Source organism: Agrobacterium sp. 719_389, assembly GCF_900188475.1.
In the GTDB taxonomy this organism is placed as follows: Bacteria; Pseudomonadota; Alphaproteobacteria; order Rhizobiales; family Rhizobiaceae; genus Agrobacterium; species Agrobacterium radiobacter.
Window position 1 is genome coordinate 189,265 of the sequence record NZ_FYEM01000010.1, and the last position, 17,067, is coordinate 206,331.

Consider the following 17,067-nt stretch of genomic DNA (forward strand, 5'->3'; position numbering starts at 1 on the left):
GGCCGTACGCTGTTTTCACGCGATGCCGGCCGCACGCGATTTTAACGATGCGGTTTCGGTGACGATCCCGGCCACCTCGTCGATGGCGTCAAAGGCGCTGGTCAGATCTTCCCCCGTCGAACAATAGGGCGGCATCAGATAAAGCACATTGCCGAGCGGGCGGATGACGAACCCGCGCTCCCGGAACAATTGCCGCATGCGCGGCCCCGCCTCGGCGAGATAACCACCGGCAGGCACCACGAGGTCAAGCGCCGCGATGGTCCCCATTTGCCGGATGCCGGTGAAACGCCGGTCATCCGCAAATCGCCGGAGATTGTCGCGCAGCATCTGTTGCAATTGCCCGATACGCTGAAGCACGGGCTCATCCCGCCAGACCTGAAGATTGGCGACAGCGGCTGCACAGGCAATCGGATTGGCCGTATAGGAACTGGAATGGAAAAAGGTCTTGCGGCGATCCGTTGAAAAATGCGCATCGAAGATTTCCGCCCTGCACAGCGTTGCCGCGAGCGGCAGCGAGCCGCCCGTAAGCCCTTTGGATGTGCACAGTATATCCGGCGAAATACCCGCCTGTTCGCAGGCGAACAGAGTTCCGGTTCTACCCCAGCCCGTCATCACTTCGTCTGCGATGACGAGGCATCCATGGCGCTCAGCGATCTGTTTCAGCCCGGCCAGTATATCCGCGCCGTACGTCTTCATGCCGCCGGCTCCGAGCACCAGCGGCTCGATCAGCAGAGCGGCGATACGGCCCGAACGGCAGAAACTCTCGAACATGTCCAATGTCTGCTGTTCGCCGCCCGCTTGCGGAAAAGCCAGCCGGTCGACGCCGAAGAGCAACGGTTCGTACGCGGCATTGAACACGCCGCGCTCACCTGTTGACATGGCGCCGATCGTATCGCCGTGATAACCATGCTCCATCACCACGATACGGTCGCGCTTTTCTCCGCGATTGTGGAAATATCCCAGCGCCATTTTCAGCGCCACCTCAACCGCAGTCGAGCCGCTATCGGAATAAAACACATGGCTTAGCCCGGCGGGCGCAAGCTCGATCAGCCCGCGCGCCAACGTTTCGGCGGGTTCATGGGAAAACTCGGCGAAAATGACCTGGTCGAAGGCTTCTGTCGCGGCGCGGATGGCGGCCATGATCGCGGGATGCCGGTGCCCGTGGGTGATGACCCACCAGGAGGAAATGCCGTCGAACAGGCGATTGCCGTCCTCATCGACGAGAAATGCGCCTTCCGCCGATACGACGCGCTTCATCGGCGGTTCCAGCCCATGCTGGGTGAAAGGATGCCAGACAGGGGAACGGCTCATGCCGGCGCCTCCAGAAAATCAGCGAGATTGAAGTGTCGGGCAAATGCCTGATGCAGCGCCTCTGATGTCATCTCCGGCAGGCGCGGCAGACGGCCAAGCGGGCGAACAGCGCCGACATTGGCGATGACGCGCTCATTTTCCCGGTTCTCGTCGCCGATGAAGACCACGCCCTGCACCGGAATGGCGCGCCGCCGCAACGCCTCGAGCGAGAGCAGCGTGTGGTTGATGGTGCCGAGCGCGGTCCTGGCGCACAGCACAAGCGGAATTTGCCAGCGGGCGAAAATATCGGCGAACAGCAATGTGTCTGTCAGCGGCACCAGAAGCCCGCCCGCCCCCTCGATGACAAGAGGTCCATCCGTTTGCGGCGGCGGCAGCAGCGCGGGATCGATCGTTACATTCTCAAGGCGGGCCGACAGATGTGGCGAAGCCGGCATTTTCAGGCGATAGGCCTCCGGCAGGATGCGTGCGCGCGGCACGCCACCCAGCCGTTCCACCGTCTCGCTGTCTGTTTCTTCGTCCAGCCCGGACTGCACGGGTTTCCAATAATATGCCTGCAGCGCGTGGGTCAGCGCTGCGGAAAAAACCGTCTTGCCGATACCCGTGTCGGTGCCTGAAATGACGAAACGAGGGCTCATTTCCGCTCCTCCGCCAGCGAAAGGGCGAGCAGCCCCATCATATCGGCGATCTGGCTTTCATCCACGTTGAGCGTGATGGCGATGCGCAGGCGCGCCGTGCCCTCCGGCACCGTCGGCGGGCGGATCGCCCGCACATCGAAACCACCCTCCCGCAGATGCGCGGCGATACGCAGCGAACGGGCATTGTCGCCGATCATCACCGGTAATATCTGCGAGCCGCTGGGTGCAACGCCGAGCCGGGAGCGAAGCTCTTCGCCGGCAAAGTTTACCAGCTCCGCCAGCCGCAAGCGCCGCCACGGCTCATCGGCGATGATGCGCAGGGCTTCCCGCACCGCCGCCGCCATCAGCGGCGAAGGCGCGGTCGAATAGATGAAACCGCGGGCGCGGTTGACGAGGTAATCGGCAAGAACCACTGGCAGGCTCAAAAGCGCGCCGGAAAGGCCGAGCGCCTTGCCGCAGGTATGCAACGCCACCACATTGCCACGGCCTTCCAGCTCCGCGGCAAGGCCGCACCCGCCGGGGCCGAATACGCCGGTCGCATGCGCCTCGTCGACGACAAGGAAGCCTTCGTGTTTCCCGGCAAGATCAGCCAGGGCCGCAAGCGGGGCACGGTCCCCATCCATGGAATAAAGGCTTTCGACGGCGATCCACGGACGACCCCGGCCACCCTCCCGCCGCCAGCGGATTATTTCCCGTTCGAATGCCTCGACCTGATTATGCGGCACGGCGATTACCTTCGCCTTGCCGGCCGCAATGCCGTCATGGACGCTGGCATGGATCAGGGCGTCGTGAAGGACGAGGTCTTCCCGCAGCGGCAATGTGGAGAACAGCGCGACATTGGCGGTAAAACCGCTGCCGAAATAGATTGCTTTTTCAGCCCCGAAAAACGCTGCCGCTTCCGCTTCCAGCGCCTCATGTTCACGGTGGTTGCCGCGCAGCAGCCGCGATCCGCCGGCGCCTGCCGGCACGCCCCTTCCGATGGCATCGGCAAATGCCGCCTTCAACCGGGGTGAATCCGCAAGGCCAAGATAGTCGTTGGAGGTGAAATCGATCCCCTCCTGGGGAGCAAGCGCGCGCAGCCGCGATTTGCGCTGCAGGCCGGCGAGCTTTGCCTCATAGGGAGAGAGCGCCGCGAGATTCACCGGCACCCGCCCGCCTCCCCAGACTGCAATTCCGTGGACTGCAGTTCCATCGGCTTCAGACCCAGCCGGCGGAAAAGCGCCGTGTCGTGGTCTTCACCCGGATTATCCGCCGTCAGCAGGGTTTCGCCGATGAAGATGGAATTGGCGCCGGCCAGGAAACAGAGCGCCTGTGTCTCATCGCTCATCTCCGTGCGCCCGGCCGAAAGCCGCACATGCGAACGCGGCATCAAGATACGCGCCAGCGCGATGGTGCGGACGAAATCGATGGGATCGACGGGGTCGGCATTGGCGAGCTTCGAGCCGGGGATCGGGATCAGCATGTTGATCGGCACGCTTTCCGGTGGAACCGGCAGGTTGGCGAGCGTCACCAGCATCGAGATCCGGTCTTCCACCGTTTCCCCCATGCCGAGAATACCGCCGGCGCAGACCTTGATGCCGGCATCGCGGACATTGGCAAGTGTTTCCAGCCGGTCCTCGAAGGTGCGGGTGGTGATGATCTGCGAATAGAACCGCTCTGAGGTGTCGACGTTGTGGTTGTAGTAGTCGAGACCTGCATCGGCCAGCTGTTCTGACTGTTCCGGCGTCAGCATGCCAAGCGTCATGCAGGTTTCCATGCCGAGCGCCTTCACGCCCTCGACCATCGCCACCACCGCCTCCATGTCGCGCTCCTTGGGATTGCGCCAGGCAGCCCCCATGCAATAACGGGTCGCTCCGCCTTCCTTCGCCTTGCGCGCCTCGGCCAGCACCCGCTCCACCTCCATCAGTTTGGAGGCCTTGAGACCGGTGGGGTTGCGCGCGGACTGGCTGCAATAGCCGCAATCCTCCGGGCAGCCGCCGGTCTTGATGGATAAAAGCCGGCTCATCTGGATGGCATTGGGATCAAAATGACAGCGATGCACCTGCTGGGCGCGGAACAGGAGATCATTAAAAGGCAAATTATAGATAATTTTAGCCTCCTCAAGCGACAAGCCATTGCTAAAACCCGGAATCGGAGCTGGATTTCTGTCGATTTGCGTAGCGATCTGGTCCATCTGTCGATCTTCCCCTCAAAATAAATAGATAGAAGTTCTTTTTATCTATTTTTTTCGAGCCGCTTTTTGCAAGCACTTTTTTCGAGAAAATTTTCCAACGGGAGAGATGGGCGGCAGATGCGGGATCAGAATCGCCGGGTTCTAACGCTGGAATTCAGTGAATACGCAGATGCTTACGGAAAAGATCGGGCCGGCCCATGGCGTGAAAACTCCGCGCTTGCTAAGGGTGAGGCATGATCACACTTCGTCCCTCCGAGAGCCGCGACGCTTCCCGCATCCTCGATATATGGAGCAAAGCCGTCGACGCCACCCACCAGTTCCTCCTGCCGGCGGATCGCGCCGCGATCGGGGAGGAAGTCGAAGCTTTCCTGCCACAGGCGCCGCTGACGCTGGCAGTCGATGATTCTGACCATGCGCTCGGCTTCATGTTTCTGCATGAAGGGCATATGGAGGCGCTTTTCATCGATCCGGACCATCATGGCCAGGGCATCGGCAAGGCACTGGTCCAGAGGGCGCTTGCGCTTCATCCCGCGCTGACCACTGACGTCAACGAACAGAACACCGAGGCCATGGGTTTTTATCGCCGGCTGGGATTCGAGCCTACCGGACGCTCCGACCTTGACGGACAGGGACGACCCTACCCGCTCGTTCATCTTCGATTTCGCGCAACGGAAAAATAGGCCGCCGGGATCGTCGGGGGGAGGATCGAGCCACGAACACCATAGTCCGCTTCGCAACCGACGATTTTCTGCCCGAACACCGCTTCGACCAATGGCGCGAAGTGCGCGGCAAAAGCCTGTTTGGCGTGACGATCGAGCTTGCGCGGGACCTTCGCCACAGCTTCAGGGGTTCGTTTCAGGCGCACGCCGTCGCCGGCGCCGTCGTAACCGAGATGCGCGCTTCCTCTTACCGGGTGAACCGCACCGAAGCCGATATCGCCCGCATTGCCGGCGACAGCCTCTGCATCGGCCTGCAGGTCAAGGGTTCGGGGTTTCTGCATGCCGGCAGGGATCAGGTTCACGCCGTCGGCGGCGGCGATATCACCATCAACTATTCCGACTTGCCCTATGATGCGATACCGGGAAACGAGGCGGATTTTCACTATAAGATGTTGAAGATCCCCGTGGACTACGAGGTCATGCTCGGCCAGGCCACCGATGACCTGTTTGCGACGCGTTATGCCGAAAACAATAGTTTCTCCCTGCCCTTCCGGGCCCTTTTTAACGCGCTGAACACCGACCCCGGCAGGCTCATCGATCCCACCCGCGATGTCACACATATCGCCCGGCTTGCCATGACGGCGCGCGGGCGGCTTTCGCCCGCCATGCCGGAGGTGCGCGCCGCGCTCAGGACCGGGCTCTGTTATGCCGCCCAGGACATCATGATGCGCAAAAAATCCCGGCAGAACCTCACCCCTGCCGCGGTCGCGAAGGAACTGGGCATTTCGCTTCGGCAATTGCATGTGGTTTTCGAGGGCGCCGAACTGTCGTTTTCCCGCACGCTCTCCTCCATGCGGATCGAGGAAGCGCGGCGGTTGCTGCTGGCGTTCCCGGCTCTGCCGGTCACGGAGATCGCCTATGGCTGCGGCTTCGACAGCCTTGCAACATTTTACCGTGTGTTCGCCGGCGCCTATGGCATGACGCCCGGTGACGCCCGCGCTGCGGATATGCCGCCGGCGTAAAATTTCACCTCTGCGCGCAATGAGAAGACGCGCCATTTCAGCTCCTGTAAGGCCGCTAGACCATCCCATTCCGGAGCGCGGCCATGACCAGTTTTTTCGACTTTGCGATTTCCCGACTGCCGGCCGTCGTCGCCGATGGCCGCGGTCCGGCACCCTGCGAAATAGAGGCGATGCTGCAGAAAGAGCCCTTCGCGGCCGCGCTGCGGCTGCTATCGGGCAGCTTCATCGCCCTCTACGAAGGCTCGCCCGAGATGACCGCGCTCTTCGCAACACGCCAGAACCGGCTTCTTTGCCATGCGCTTCTGGCGCTCTATTTTCAGAAATGCGGGGACTGTGAAACGGCGACGGGAGAAGCTGCCCTGACACGGGAAGATTTCGGCCATCTGGCGCTCCGGCACGGGCTTGCCAGCCATAACGTTGCCTATGCCTTCTTCAAGGAGGCGCTGAAACGCGGAATGACACGCCCGGTCGACCAATCCGGCAACGGGCCGGGCATTGGGGTGGCGCCTTCAGCCCCGGCGCTGGCGATGCTCACCCAATGGTACGACGTGCATTTTCAGGCGCTGGATCTGCTCGATGAAGGCTTCAGGGCATCACGCTTCATCAGGCGATCGGAAGCCCTGCTTCCCCATATCCACCCCCGTGTATCACAGACGTTTCTGTCACATCCGGAGGTGCGCTGCCCCGGCCCGCTTTCCATCATTTTCAACTGGTTCGATGCGGGCGGCCTGCTGATGGACCGCCTTGTCGCGGGCGTCGACTGGGAAAGACCGCCCGAACAGGGCAGGCGTCTGACCGATGTGGAAACAGTGACACAGCTCGCGACCTCCCTCTCCCTGTCGCGTATCCATGTCGGCCGCAAGCTCGCCGCGGCCGAACTGATCGGCGGCATCGGCTGGAGCGGCCGGCGCGGCCGTTCCGCGCTCTGGATTTCGCAGGGTTTTTACGAGGAATATGCCCGCATGCAGGCCCGCAAGCTTCTCATTCTCGATGATGCCTTCATCGACTTCGCGTGAGCTGCGGGCAAACTGCACGCTTTGCCATTCGACTGGAAGGTTTGGCTCCGCGTCAAGCGCGACATAAAGGCTTTCGTCGATGGTTATGAGGGATATCCATTGACAAATCACAGGACTGCAGCTTTTCTATCCAGCATGCGTGAGATGTTGCGAGCATCGAAATTGATGGCCCTGTTGTTCAGACTGGTGATGATCCTGTCACTGGCGGGCTATAGCGTTTCCACTGTCAATGCCGCAATGCATCCTGCCGAAGCCGGTGGAATGCAGCACGATCAGTCCGCCATGATGGATCACGGCGCGATGATGGACCATGGCGGTTCAGCCATGATGTCCGATAATCATGATCACAACGATATGACCGCCGAGCATGATAGCGGCGCCCAAAAAACCGCAAAGCCCCAATGCTGCGGCGATTTCTGTCTCGGCATGGCGGTCCTGATCAGCCACGACACCACTGGTAGACCCGTCGTCAACAGCATCCGCTCCTTCCTTGACGACAGCAAGGCGCTGGGCCAGACCCCGCTGCTTCACCGTCCCCCGAATATCTGAACAGGCAAAGCCCGCCTTTGGGCAATGACCGTGCGTGAGCGGCTTTAGCGCCGTCGCGCCGTTGCATCTCCTGTTCGGAAAATATCCATGAACCCGATTTATATTGTGGTTGCAGCGCCCCTGCTTCTGGGCGGCTGCACAGCCACATCCCTGATGAACGACGCCGCTTCCTATGACGATGCGGCAAACCCGACGCTTGGCGCGGGCCCCATTCGCTATCAAACCCCGGTTGCGGGTTACACGCACCGCGCGCCGGCGGACCCGAAGCCCTGGCGTAACCAGAACGATGCGCAGGCTCCGAAAGGAGATGCATCATGACGTTACGCACGTTCAAGCTCGGTGCTAAACTCGCGGCCACCCTTTGCCTGCCGTTCCTTCTCGGCGGCTGCGTCACAGCCGCCCAATATGCGTCGCGCGACGCCGGTTTCACCAATGTTTCGGCCAGAACATCCGAGGCGACGGGAAAGCAGGCGGTCTGGGTGCAGAACCGCACCGAGGCGCAGGCGACGCAGGCCCGCGTCAAATCGCTGATGGCCGCTGGCAAAAGTCTCGATGTCGAGACGGCGGTGCAGGTTGCGCTCCTGAACAACAAGGGCCTTCAGGCGGCCTATGCCGATCTCGGCGAATCCGCCGCCACCGCATGGCAATCGACCATGCTGGTCAATCCGCGGATCGGCATCGGGCTGACGGGGATCGGCACCCCGGGGCTCAGGGCCTACAAGGCGATCGAAGGTGTCGTCGTCACCAATATTCTGGCGCTCGCCACCCTCAAAAAAAATGTCGAGATCGCCGATACCGGTTTCCGCAAGGCGCAGCTTGGCGCCGCGCTGAAGACGCTGCAACTCGCGTCAGATACCCGCCGCGCCTGGATTACCGCCGTGGCGGCATGGGAAAATGTCGGCCAGCTGGCGCAGGCGCAGACCGCGGCGGATGCCGCCTCGGAACTTGCCGTCAAGCTTGGAGAAGCGGGTTCGCTCAACAAGGAAGGTCAGGCTCGCGAGCAGGTCTTTTATGCCGAACTGACCGGTCAGATCGCCAAGGCGCGACTTGAGGCCCGTCTTGCCAAGGAGGAACTGACGCGGCTGATGGGGTTGTGGGGCGCCGACATCGAATACACCATTCCCAACCGCCTGGCCCCGCTTCCGAAAGCGCTTGCCAAACGGGACATGATCGAGGCCGAGGCGCTGCAGCGCCGCGTTGACCTGCAGATGGCCAGGCTCGATCTGGAGGCGACCGCCCGGTCGTTCAAGCTCACCGAGGCCACCCGATACGTGACCGATCTCGAAATCCGGTCGGGCTTCGAGACCGAACGCGAGCTGGAGGATGGCGAAAAACACAAACAGACAACCGGCAACGCCGAGCTGGAATTCGTCATTCCTATCTTCGATTCCGGTCAGGCGCGCATGCGGGAATCCGAACTCGCCTATATGCGCGCGGCAAACCTGCTCGCGGAAAAGGCGGTCAATGTCCGCTCGGAAGCCCGCTCGGCCTATCAGGCCTATCGCTCAAATTACGACATCGCCCGACACTACCGCAACAGCGTGGTGCCGCTGCGCACCAAGATCGAGGAGCAGTCGCTGCTGACCTATAACGGCATGATCACCAACACTTTCGAACTGCTCGCCGACAGCCGGGAGAAGGTCAATTCGAGCCTTCTGGCCATCAATGCCAAGCGCGACTTCTGGCTCGCGGAGGCCGGCCTCGCTCCCGCCATCTACGGGGGAGGTACGGGTGCTGCGGCAGGCGCGGAGACCGAGGTTGCCGCCGCTGGCGGCGGTGGCGGACATTGAGAAAGGAAATCACGATGTTCAATAGAAGAAACTTTCTGGGTGTCGGCGCCGCCATGGTCTCCTCGGCGGCCTGGGCGAAAACATCAAACAGCAGCCTGCCGGAAGCAGCCGTGATGGAAACGGCTGCGACCCAGGCCCCGGTCAAGCCCACCACCGGCCCCGATTACAACCCCGTGGTCACCTTGAACGGCTGGACCCTGCCCTTCCGGATGAACAACGGCGTCAAGGAATTCCACCTTGTCGCCGAGCCGGTGGAGCGCGAGATGGCGGAGGGCATGACCGCCCGCCTCTGGGGCTATAACGGCCAGTCGCCCGGCCCGACCATCGAGGCCGTCGAAGGCGACCGGGTGCGTATTTTCGTCACCAACAAGCTGCCGGAACATACGACGATCCACTGGCACGGCATGATCCTGCCATCCGGCATGGACGGTGTGGGCGGCCTGTCGCAGCCGCATATCCCCGTTGGCAAGACCTTCGTCTACGAGTTCGATCTCGTGAAATCGGGCACCTTCATGTACCACCCGCATTCGGACGAGATGGTGCAGATGGCGATGGGCATGATGGGCTTTTTCGTGATCCACCCGAAGGACCCGGCATTCATGCCCGTGGACCGCGACTTCGTGTTCCTCATCAATGCCTTCGACATCGACCCCGGCTCCTATGTGCCGAAGATCATGACCATGACCGACTTCAATCTGTGGTCATGGAACAGCCGGGTGTTTCCGGGCATCGACCCGCTGGTGGTTTCCAAGGACGACCGCGTGCGTGTGCGTGTCGGCAATCTGACCATGACAAACCACCCGATCCATATGCACGGTTACGATTTCGAGGTGACCTGCACGGATGGCGGCTGGGTGCGGCCCGAGGCGCGGTGGCCGGAGGTGAGCATCGACATCCCCGTGGGTGCGATGCGCGCCTATGAATTCGACGCCAAATATGTCGGCGACTGGGCGATCCATTGCCACAAGTCGCACCACACGATGAACGCGATGGGGCATGATGTCCCGACCTTCATCGGCGTCGACAAGAAGACGGTCACCGAAAAGATCCGCAAGGTCCGGCCGGAATATATGCCCATGGGCACCGCCGGCATGGCCGATATGGGCGCGATGGAAATGGAGATCCCGGAGAATACCGTACCGATGATGACGGGTTGGGGTCCGCACGGCCCCATCGAAATGGGCGGCATGTTCTCCGTGGTGAAGGTTCGCGAAGGCATCTCCGCGGGCGATTACGCCGATCCCGGCTGGTACGAAAACCCGCCCGGAACCCAGGCCTGGGAATGGACCGGCGAGTTGCCGGATACGCAGAAAAACACCGACCCCAAAACGCAGATCACACCGCAGCCGATGAAACACGGCTGATTGCACAGACCAACAACCCATCAAAATCAAGGAAGATACAGAATGACCAAATTGAAACTTGCACTGCTTTTCGCCGCTCTCGCCACGCCAGCCCTTGCATCGGGCACCCACGGCGGCGGCCATGCAGCGATGGCGATCGGCGAACCCGGCGACAAGGCCAAGGTGACCCAGACCATTCAGGTGACGATGAAGGAAACGCCCGACGGCAAAATGCTGTTCACGCCCGCCAAGTTCGAATTCAAGAAGGGCAAGACGGTTCGTTTCGCCGTGAAGAATGTCGGCGAACTGGACCATGAATTCATTCTCGACGAACAGAAGGCCAATCTGGAGCACAAGGCCGCCATGGAGAAGGCTCCGGAGATGGAACACGACAATCCGAACGCCATCAGCCTCGCGCCCGGCGAAAGCGGCGAAATCGTCTGGAAATTCACCAATGACGGCATGTTCGAATTCGCCTGCCTGAAACCCGGACATTACGAGGCCGGCATGCGCGGCGATCTCAAAGTTTCTGCAAAATAATCCAGCAACAAAGGAATCTGACCATGAAGACCATCGTTAAAATCACCGTCGCAGCAGCGCTCCTGCTCGCCGCTCCCCTCAGTGCATTCGCAGAGGAATTCACCAAGGGAACGGTCAAGAAGGTTGATGCCGCGGCCAAAAAAGTCACCATTATCCATGAAGAACTGAAGAACCTCGACATGCCGGCCATGACGATGGTGTTCCGCGTCAAGGACGATGCGATCCTCGCCAAGCTCAAGGAAGGCGCCAATATCGAGTTCATCGCCGAACGCGCCGACGGCAAGCTTGTGGTCGCACAGGTGAAATAAGGCCTTAGCAGCCGGTCCAAAAGAAACAGAAAGGGCAGCGGTTTTCCACTGCCCTTTCTGGTATTGGGGTCAGGACGTCCTGCGGACCCTAGTGTTCGGCAAATGGCCTTGATCCTGCGGCGGGCCGCGACCCGCCGACCTTGCGCGCGAAGGCCGCGTCTATCGCCTGCCGATTGTTCATGAACGGCCGCTGGAGCAGAAGGAACACAGCGAGCATCAAGGGCCATGCAATCAGGACATCGGAGAGGAAGTGAGCGCCCATCGCCACCCTGTTCAGAGAGACAATCACGATAAACGGCGCCAATATTGCGGCGCCGATCAGGCGAAATTTCTCTGGCAGGAGGATGATGAAGGCCAGGAGGGCGACTGCGGACGCGCTTTCACCGGAAGGAAAAGAACAGTTTCGGGCGCAGCCGCCATTGAGGGAAAGAACCGGTGTAAAAACCAGCTCTCCCCCGAACTCCGCGAGATGTCTTGGCCTTGCCCTGCCGAACAGGTTTTTCAGGGCATGCACCGCGGCGCCTGGTCCAAGAGCAAAAAATACCATAATAAACAGCAACTTATGTGGCGGAAAAAGTCGTACCAGGCCGCCCGAGAATGGCATGGCGAAAAGCATGCCCGCAAGTCCTGATAACAAGACCGCCGGAAGCATGCGGTTCAGATCGCGGACGGCAATCAGGAACTCGTCGTCGCCGAGGGTGAAACCGTCCGCCCAGAATTGCCGGCTCACTTCAAGATCGATATCCGGCCTGATCGTAAAGACGATCATCATCGCAAAGGCGACCAGAAGGGCCTGCAAAGAGGGGCTGCCGGCGGCGCTCGCCAATGCCTGACGGACGGCAAAGACTGCGTTTGCGCGAAATTTGGACCGCCGGGTCCAATTCCGCTTCTTTTGGTGAGTTTTACTGGCGAGAGACTGGTGCATGACCAGTTCTCTTCCGCAGAAATGTCAAGGCATTGCGGAGAAAGACGCAAGACTGCAAGGAAAGCGGTGCGCATTGGCTTTATTAAAGGATGGAGGCCCTTGCCCGACGTTTCGCATCCGCTTAGCGTCCAGCCGCCACCACAGCCTATATATAAATAAATTTGCAGGTTCAGCATGGACAAAGGGCTTATTCTGATCGTCGAAGACGACCCTGATATCATTCAGATTCTGGACGCCTATCTCATTCGCGAAGGATACAGAACCGTCAGAGCCAGCGATGGAGAAACGGCGCTGACCCATTTCTCCATGTTGAGGCCGGATCTGGTTCTCCTCGATATCCGCCTGCCGAAATTCGATGGCATCGAGGTGTTGAACCGCATCCGGCGGGAACGGGAGACGCCCGTCATCATGGTCACCTCTCTTGCGGAGGATATGGACAAGCTGACCGGCCTTCGCCTCGGCGCTGACGATTACATCGTCAAACCCTTCAATCCACATGAATTGATCGCCCGGGTGAATGCCGTGCTGAAACGCACGCGACAGCCGGGCTCCGGCGGGGTTTTGCGTTTCGGGGCCATAGAAGTGGACACCGAAGCTTATGTCGCGGCCGTCTGCCATGGTGGGGAGCGGGCCGTTCTGCCCCTGACGCTGAGCGAGTTCCGGATCCTCGCCCATATGACGCGTCGTCCCACCCACGCCTTTCAGCGCGCCGATATTCTCGACGCCTGCCTGCCGGAAAGCGATGCGCTGGCGCGCACCATCGACACACATATCGCCAATCTGCGCAAGAAACTGACGGATCACGGTGCCTGCGGTTATCTGGTCTCGGTGCGCAGCGTCGGTTATCGGCTGGCCGGGGAGCAGAAACCATGAAGCCCTGGCGACTCCGCCTGCGCACGATGACGGCGATCACGATCACCACGATGCTCATCTTTGCCGTTGCTTTGGTCTATTTCGGCGTTTCCTGGTATGCGGACAACATTGAGGAGCGCATCATCGCCCAGCTGTCGCCCGATGCCGCCAAGGCCTTCTCGGATATCGACCTGGGCATGATGCCGGATCAGCGCCAACTTCAAGCCCTTGTCGAGGTTTTGCCGGGCCTGGAGGATCAGGCAGATAACGAGCTCATCAAATCGGTGTTCGTCTTCGGATTGATCGGTGTCTTCCTGTGCAGCTTGCTTGGTTATTTCATATCCCGGCGCATTGCCGCACCTCTCGGCGAACTTGCTGATGCCGCGCGGCGCATGGCGACCGGCAACTTCAGCGGCGGCGCAAAAATCAAGGCGAGCCCCATCGCCGAAGTCGCATTTCTGGTCGACAGCTTCGAGACCCTGACGCGGGAACTTCAGATGATGGAACGCCGGCTGAAGTTCAACACGATGGCGGTGGCCCACGAGCTGCGCACCCCTCTCACGATCCTGCGGGGCCGTTTGCACGGCATCGCGGATGATGTCTTTCCCCTCGACAAGCAAGCCATTCGCCACCTCATCGTCCATGTGGAGGGGCTGGCGCGTCTTGTTGACGATTTGCGCACGCTTTCGCTGGCGGAAACCAACAGCCTCGTCAAAGACACCGAGCCACTTGATCTCGCCGCCGAATGCGCGGCGGTGGCGGAAGCGGCGCGGCCACTGATGGATGAGGTCGGCATTGATCTCGATATGTCGCTGGAGCCCGCTCCCGTTTGCGGCGACCGACAACGCCTTCGGCAGCTTCTGTTGATCCTGATGGATAATGTGCGCCGCTACGCGGCGAGCGGCGGGTTTCTACGCTGTTCGACCGGGCTTCAGGACGGGCGCGCCTTTTTCGCGATCGAGGATAAGGGGCCGGGCTTTCCCGCTGGCGTCGAGGCGCACGGCATCGAACTTTTCTGGCGGATGGAACCGTCACGCGCGCGCAAAACCGGTGGCACAGGTCTCGGCCTGTCGATTGCCCGCGCAATCGCACAGGCGCATGACAGCGATCTGCAGATTAAGGCGCGTCCGGACGGCGGAACTATCGTGACGGTTGTCTTTGGGAAAACCTCCTGAAATCTCCCGGCCAACCGTCTCTTTGCGGTTGCTTGTTTTTGCGCTGAGGCAACAAACCGGTCTTCACGTAGGGCAGGCCGTTTCTCGACAGAATCTTGACAATTCCAGCGCATGCCCCGGCTGAACGCCATGTTCTGCCGGAAGCCCATTTATGTCGCGCATTCAAGATGCTGCCGTTCTGGCAGAGAAACTCCCGGTCACGGATGATGTGGCCCAGACGGTTTCGGAAACACCCCGTTTTTTGTTGTTCTGGAGAATTATGACCTTTGCCCGGCGCGCCTACTGGAAGCGGGCGGTCCTTTTCTGGCTGCGTTTTGCGGCCAATCCATTGGTCACCTTTCGGTGGTGGCGGTTTCTGGCGGATTTTTCAGCAGAGCGAAAATTGCCGCTCCCGCATGACGACCTTCTCCAGAAACCCCTGTCGAAACTCCTCATCAATAAAGTTTCCCGGAAGAGACGGCTGGTTTTTCTCATGGATAATTTCGCAATTGCGGACCGGCATTTTTCCAGGAGCGTCATGGCCGGGCTGTGGGCGGGAAAAACCATTGATATGGGCACGGTTCGCGGCCGGAACGATGAATATCGATGCATACTGGCCCTCGCGGATTGCTGCGGCGGCCGGCACGAGGGTGCTTTTTCCGTCAGACTCATTCGCAGCCATGACAACACCATTCTCTGGACAGCAACATTCACTTTCGTTGAAGGGCGCGAGACACAGAACCACACGATTGTCGTTGGCGGCATGCAGGGTCCGCGCGCCGCGAAAGAGCAAATGGTGTCGATGACGCGCGACCTCTCGGGGCTTCGTCCGAAGGAGGCTGCACTCATGGTTCTGCAAGGCCTCGCCGCCGAGGGTGCACATGACTATTTCGCTGTCGCCCATTCCAGGCACCCCATCCGTTACCGGCGCGCCCGGCGGCAAAAAATGATGGTTTCGGACATCGATGCATTCTGGCGGGAACGCTCTGGCGAGCCGGATGAAATATTCGGTTTCAAAGTACCTTTCTCCAGCCTTGAGGGTGGAGATAAACGCAGCCATATGAAGCTCACTTTTTTCAACCTCGGCAAACGTCTCGCCGAGGCCAGAATAAACGAAAGCGCCTGAGGCTCGTCCCAGGTTGCCTCGGACTTCGCGCTAACCATGAGCAGGTTTTTGCGCCGGACCGAAGATCATGAAACTGATGGCGGCAAGGAACCAGACGCTGATGCCGGCATAAAGCATGACCAGACCAAAACCGTCCGCAAGCGCCTGATGGACGAGCTCTTGCGAAACACCCTGCGCAGAAGTGCCGGCGGTGCCCGCCGCGATCTTTTCCGCAAGCGACTGCAACGCCCCGATATCCGCAGCTGATGGCAGGTTTGCCCGGAGCGAAGCCCGGACGCCCTCGACCAGAATGAAACCCATGATCGGGATATTGATGGCGAGCGAGATCATGCGCGCACTCATGTCGATACCTGAAGCCATGCCGGAACGGGCGGGGGAAACCGCCCCCGTGGTGGTGTTGGTAACAGGCGTATTGGTCAGTCCTAGCCCGATACCGGCAAGGATGCAGCCGGGCAGCATGGTGAGCCAGCTCGCATTTTCGATGCCGCTTCCCAATTTCATCAGCATGAAACCGAGGCCGATGGTGAATAGCCCGGCCGGAATGACAAGGCGCGGCTGGTAGCGCAACGACAGGCGCTCCGCCAAAGGCGGCACCACCAGCGCCGGCAGCGTATAGGCAAGCAGGCCGAGGCCGGCGGTGACGCTGTCATAACCGAGGCCCGCCTGAAACCAGATCGGCAAATAGATCATGAACGGCCAGAAGCTGATATTCATCGCCGCCGAACCGATGATCGCCCCGGAAAATGGCCGGATGCGGAAGACGGAGAAGTCGAACATCGGCCGCGCGTTACGCTTTTCAGCGATCACGAAGGCGATGAAGCTCGCGACAGAAATGCCGAGGATCAGAAGCGCCGCCGGGCTCGCAAAACCGAGCTCGGGTCCCTGGGTGATGAAAAAGGCGAGGCAAAAAACGGCAACCGAAAGCGTGACCATGCCGGCAAGATCGAGACGCGCCGCTTCCGGATCGCGTGATTCTCCCACACCGCCGGCGGCAAGCAGCCATGTCCCCACGCCAAGCACGGTGTGAACGAGGAACACCCATTCCCAGCTCCACAGCGCAACGATGGCGCCGCCGATGATCGGGCCGAAACCCAGTCCCACGCCCGAGACGATGCCCCACCAGCCGAACGCCATGCCGCGTTCACGGGCCGTGCGGAACTGATGCGACAGGATGGCGATCTGGCACACCAGCATCGCGCCGCCGCTCAGTCCCTGCAGGAAACGCGCGCCGATCAGCACCGAGACGTTTTCCGTCATTCCGCAGGCGAGAGAGGACAGTGAGAAAGCGAAGATGCTGGCGATGAAGACACGTTTGCGGCCGAAGCGATCGGCCAGCGCCCCCGTCGCCATCAGCACCATCGTCACGCCGATGGTATAGGCATTCATGATCCACTGAAGCTGCCGGAAATCCGCGTGCAGCACCTGTTCCAGTGTTGGCAGGATCGCCGGAACGCTGGAAATTTCCAGTCCGAACATCAGGGCGGAGAGACAGACGGCAGCGAGCGCCATGGCGCTTCTGCTGCCCGCTGGGACGGTAACGGCAAGGGTCATTCCTCAGCCTTTCAAGGGTCGGTTCACCACTGCGAGAACCGATCTGTGGAGGCACGCTAGACAAAGCTTGACCATTACTGAATTGGATGATTGGCTATTTCAGAGACAACAAA

At 60.5% G+C, this 17,067-nt stretch carries 18 protein-coding genes; 12 read left to right on the plus strand and 6 right to left on the minus strand.

Translation table 11 applies throughout. The annotated features are described in order from the left end of the window. Positions 1-15: 15 nt before the first annotated feature. From CFB10_RS19015 to bioB, 4 genes are read right to left on the minus strand one after another with little or no spacing between them, the layout of a single operon-like run. Positions 16-1,311, minus strand: coding sequence for an adenosylmethionine--8-amino-7-oxononanoate transaminase (locus CFB10_RS19015; RefSeq protein ID WP_020010084.1), 1,296 nt, complete (start codon positions 1,309-1,311; stop codon positions 16-18). Next, positions 1,308-1,946, minus strand: coding sequence for a dethiobiotin synthase (gene bioD / locus CFB10_RS19020; protein WP_020010085.1), 639 nt, complete (start codon positions 1,944-1,946; stop codon positions 1,308-1,310). Before bioD ends, CFB10_RS19015 begins: the two co-directional genes overlap by 4 nt. Next, on the minus strand, positions 1,943-3,088 hold the full coding sequence (locus tag CFB10_RS19025; RefSeq protein WP_026363583.1) for an 8-amino-7-oxononanoate synthase: 1,146 nt from the start codon (positions 3,086-3,088) through the stop codon (positions 1,943-1,945). The genes bioD and CFB10_RS19025 overlap by 4 nt, the downstream gene beginning before the upstream one ends. Then, complete coding sequence (bioB, locus tag CFB10_RS19030; protein WP_020010087.1) at positions 3,085-4,119, minus strand: biotin synthase BioB; 1,035 nt, start codon at positions 4,117-4,119, stop codon at positions 3,085-3,087. Before bioB ends, CFB10_RS19025 begins: the two co-directional genes overlap by 4 nt. 233 nt (positions 4,120-4,352) lie before the next feature. On the opposite strand from bioB, the gene CFB10_RS19035 reads away from it, so the two are divergent. The 9 genes from CFB10_RS19035 to CFB10_RS19075 all read left to right on the plus strand — a co-directional run bounded on the left by CFB10_RS19035 (position 4,353) and on the right by CFB10_RS19075 (position 11,346). Then, positions 4,353-4,799, plus strand: a complete 447-nt coding sequence (locus CFB10_RS19035; protein ID WP_020010088.1) for an acetyltransferase — start codon at positions 4,353-4,355, stop codon at positions 4,797-4,799. A gap of 101 nt (positions 4,800-4,900) precedes the next feature. Continuing rightward, entirely contained in the window at positions 4,901-5,800 is a 900-nt protein-coding gene (locus CFB10_RS19040) for an AraC family transcriptional regulator (protein ID WP_020010089.1), read from the plus strand. 83 nt (positions 5,801-5,883) lie between these two features. Further along, positions 5,884-6,816 carry a hypothetical protein gene (locus tag CFB10_RS19045; RefSeq protein WP_020010090.1) on the plus strand — a complete coding sequence of 311 codons (933 nt, stop codon included), beginning with the start codon at positions 5,884-5,886 and terminating at the stop codon, positions 6,814-6,816. Positions 6,817-6,981: 165 nt separating this feature from the next. After that, positions 6,982-7,365, plus strand: coding sequence for a hypothetical protein (locus tag CFB10_RS19050; protein ID WP_020010091.1), 384 nt, complete (start codon positions 6,982-6,984; stop codon positions 7,363-7,365). 87 nt (positions 7,366-7,452) lie between these two features. Next, complete coding sequence (locus CFB10_RS19055) at positions 7,453-7,683, plus strand: hypothetical protein (protein ID WP_020010092.1); 231 nt, start codon at positions 7,453-7,455, stop codon at positions 7,681-7,683. Next, a complete protein-coding gene (locus tag CFB10_RS19060) occupies positions 7,680-9,155 on the plus strand; it encodes a TolC family protein (RefSeq protein WP_020010093.1) in 1,476 nt (491 codons plus the stop codon). The genes CFB10_RS19055 and CFB10_RS19060 overlap by 4 nt, the downstream gene beginning before the upstream one ends. Before the next feature lie 14 nt (positions 9,156-9,169). Beyond that, complete coding sequence (locus tag CFB10_RS19065; RefSeq protein ID WP_020010094.1) at positions 9,170-10,519, plus strand: multicopper oxidase family protein; 1,350 nt, start codon at positions 9,170-9,172, stop codon at positions 10,517-10,519. A 42-nt stretch (positions 10,520-10,561) separates the two neighbouring features. After that, entirely contained in the window at positions 10,562-11,038 is a 477-nt protein-coding gene (locus CFB10_RS19070) for a plastocyanin/azurin family copper-binding protein (protein WP_020010095.1), read from the plus strand. Positions 11,039-11,061: 23 nt separating this feature from the next. Further along, complete coding sequence (locus CFB10_RS19075) at positions 11,062-11,346, plus strand: copper-binding protein (RefSeq protein ID WP_020010096.1); 285 nt, start codon at positions 11,062-11,064, stop codon at positions 11,344-11,346. Positions 11,347-11,434: 88 nt separating this feature from the next. On the opposite strand, the gene CFB10_RS19080 is transcribed toward CFB10_RS19075, so the two are convergent. Continuing rightward, positions 11,435-12,271, minus strand: coding sequence for a phosphatase PAP2 family protein (locus CFB10_RS19080; protein WP_020010097.1), 837 nt, complete (start codon positions 12,269-12,271; stop codon positions 11,435-11,437). A 174-nt stretch (positions 12,272-12,445) separates the two neighbouring features. Here CFB10_RS19080 and CFB10_RS19085 point away from each other — a divergent pair, with 174 nt between their 5' ends. The 3 genes from CFB10_RS19085 to CFB10_RS19095 all read left to right on the plus strand — a co-directional run bounded on the left by CFB10_RS19085 (position 12,446) and on the right by CFB10_RS19095 (position 15,403). Further along, a complete protein-coding gene (locus tag CFB10_RS19085) occupies positions 12,446-13,144 on the plus strand; it encodes a response regulator (protein ID WP_020010098.1) in 699 nt (232 codons plus the stop codon). Continuing rightward, a complete protein-coding gene (locus tag CFB10_RS19090) occupies positions 13,141-14,298 on the plus strand; it encodes an ATP-binding protein (RefSeq protein WP_020010099.1) in 1,158 nt (385 codons plus the stop codon). The genes CFB10_RS19085 and CFB10_RS19090 overlap by 4 nt, the downstream gene beginning before the upstream one ends. A 151-nt stretch (positions 14,299-14,449) precedes the next feature. Further along, a complete protein-coding gene (locus tag CFB10_RS19095; RefSeq protein WP_020010100.1) occupies positions 14,450-15,403 on the plus strand; it encodes a DUF535 family protein in 954 nt (317 codons plus the stop codon). A gap of 30 nt (positions 15,404-15,433) precedes the next feature. Here CFB10_RS19095 and CFB10_RS19100 read toward each other — a convergent pair whose 3' ends face one another. Further along, complete coding sequence (locus CFB10_RS19100) at positions 15,434-16,954, minus strand: MFS transporter (protein ID WP_026363585.1); 1,521 nt, start codon at positions 16,952-16,954, stop codon at positions 15,434-15,436. Positions 16,955-17,067: the final 113 nt, after the last annotated feature.

What these genes read in the sequence shown, in the direction of transcription:
- CFB10_RS19055 (WP_020010092.1), top strand. Translation starts at nt 7,453, where the DNA reads ATGAACCCGATTTATATTGTGGTTGCAGCGCCCCTGCTTCTGGGCGGC.
- CFB10_RS19090 (WP_020010099.1), top strand. Translation starts at nt 13,141, where the DNA reads ATGAAGCCCTGGCGACTCCGCCTGCGCACGATGACGGCGATCACGATC.
- CFB10_RS19050 (WP_020010091.1), top strand. Translation starts at nt 6,982, where the DNA reads ATGGCCCTGTTGTTCAGACTGGTGATGATCCTGTCACTGGCGGGCTAT.
- CFB10_RS19070 (WP_020010095.1), top strand. Translation starts at nt 10,562, where the DNA reads ATGACCAAATTGAAACTTGCACTGCTTTTCGCCGCTCTCGCCACGCCA.
- CFB10_RS19080 (WP_020010097.1), bottom strand. Translation starts at nt 12,271, where the DNA reads ATGCACCAGTCTCTCGCCAGTAAAACTCACCAAAAGAAGCGGAATTGG.
- bioB (WP_020010087.1), bottom strand. Translation starts at nt 4,119, where the DNA reads ATGGACCAGATCGCTACGCAAATCGACAGAAATCCAGCTCCGATTCCG.
- CFB10_RS19035 (WP_020010088.1), top strand. Translation starts at nt 4,353, where the DNA reads ATGATCACACTTCGTCCCTCCGAGAGCCGCGACGCTTCCCGCATCCTC.
- CFB10_RS19060 (WP_020010093.1), top strand. Translation starts at nt 7,680, where the DNA reads ATGACGTTACGCACGTTCAAGCTCGGTGCTAAACTCGCGGCCACCCTT.
- CFB10_RS19095 (WP_020010100.1), top strand. Translation starts at nt 14,450, where the DNA reads ATGTCGCGCATTCAAGATGCTGCCGTTCTGGCAGAGAAACTCCCGGTC.
- CFB10_RS19065 (WP_020010094.1), top strand. Translation starts at nt 9,170, where the DNA reads ATGTTCAATAGAAGAAACTTTCTGGGTGTCGGCGCCGCCATGGTCTCC.
- bioD (WP_020010085.1), bottom strand. Translation starts at nt 1,946, where the DNA reads ATGAGCCCTCGTTTCGTCATTTCAGGCACCGACACGGGTATCGGCAAG.
- CFB10_RS19075 (WP_020010096.1), top strand. Translation starts at nt 11,062, where the DNA reads ATGAAGACCATCGTTAAAATCACCGTCGCAGCAGCGCTCCTGCTCGCC.
- CFB10_RS19045 (WP_020010090.1), top strand. Translation starts at nt 5,884, where the DNA reads ATGACCAGTTTTTTCGACTTTGCGATTTCCCGACTGCCGGCCGTCGTC.
- CFB10_RS19015 (WP_020010084.1), bottom strand. Translation starts at nt 1,311, where the DNA reads ATGAGCCGTTCCCCTGTCTGGCATCCTTTCACCCAGCATGGGCTGGAA.
- CFB10_RS19100 (WP_026363585.1), bottom strand. Translation starts at nt 16,954, where the DNA reads ATGACCCTTGCCGTTACCGTCCCAGCGGGCAGCAGAAGCGCCATGGCG.
- CFB10_RS19085 (WP_020010098.1), top strand. Translation starts at nt 12,446, where the DNA reads ATGGACAAAGGGCTTATTCTGATCGTCGAAGACGACCCTGATATCATT.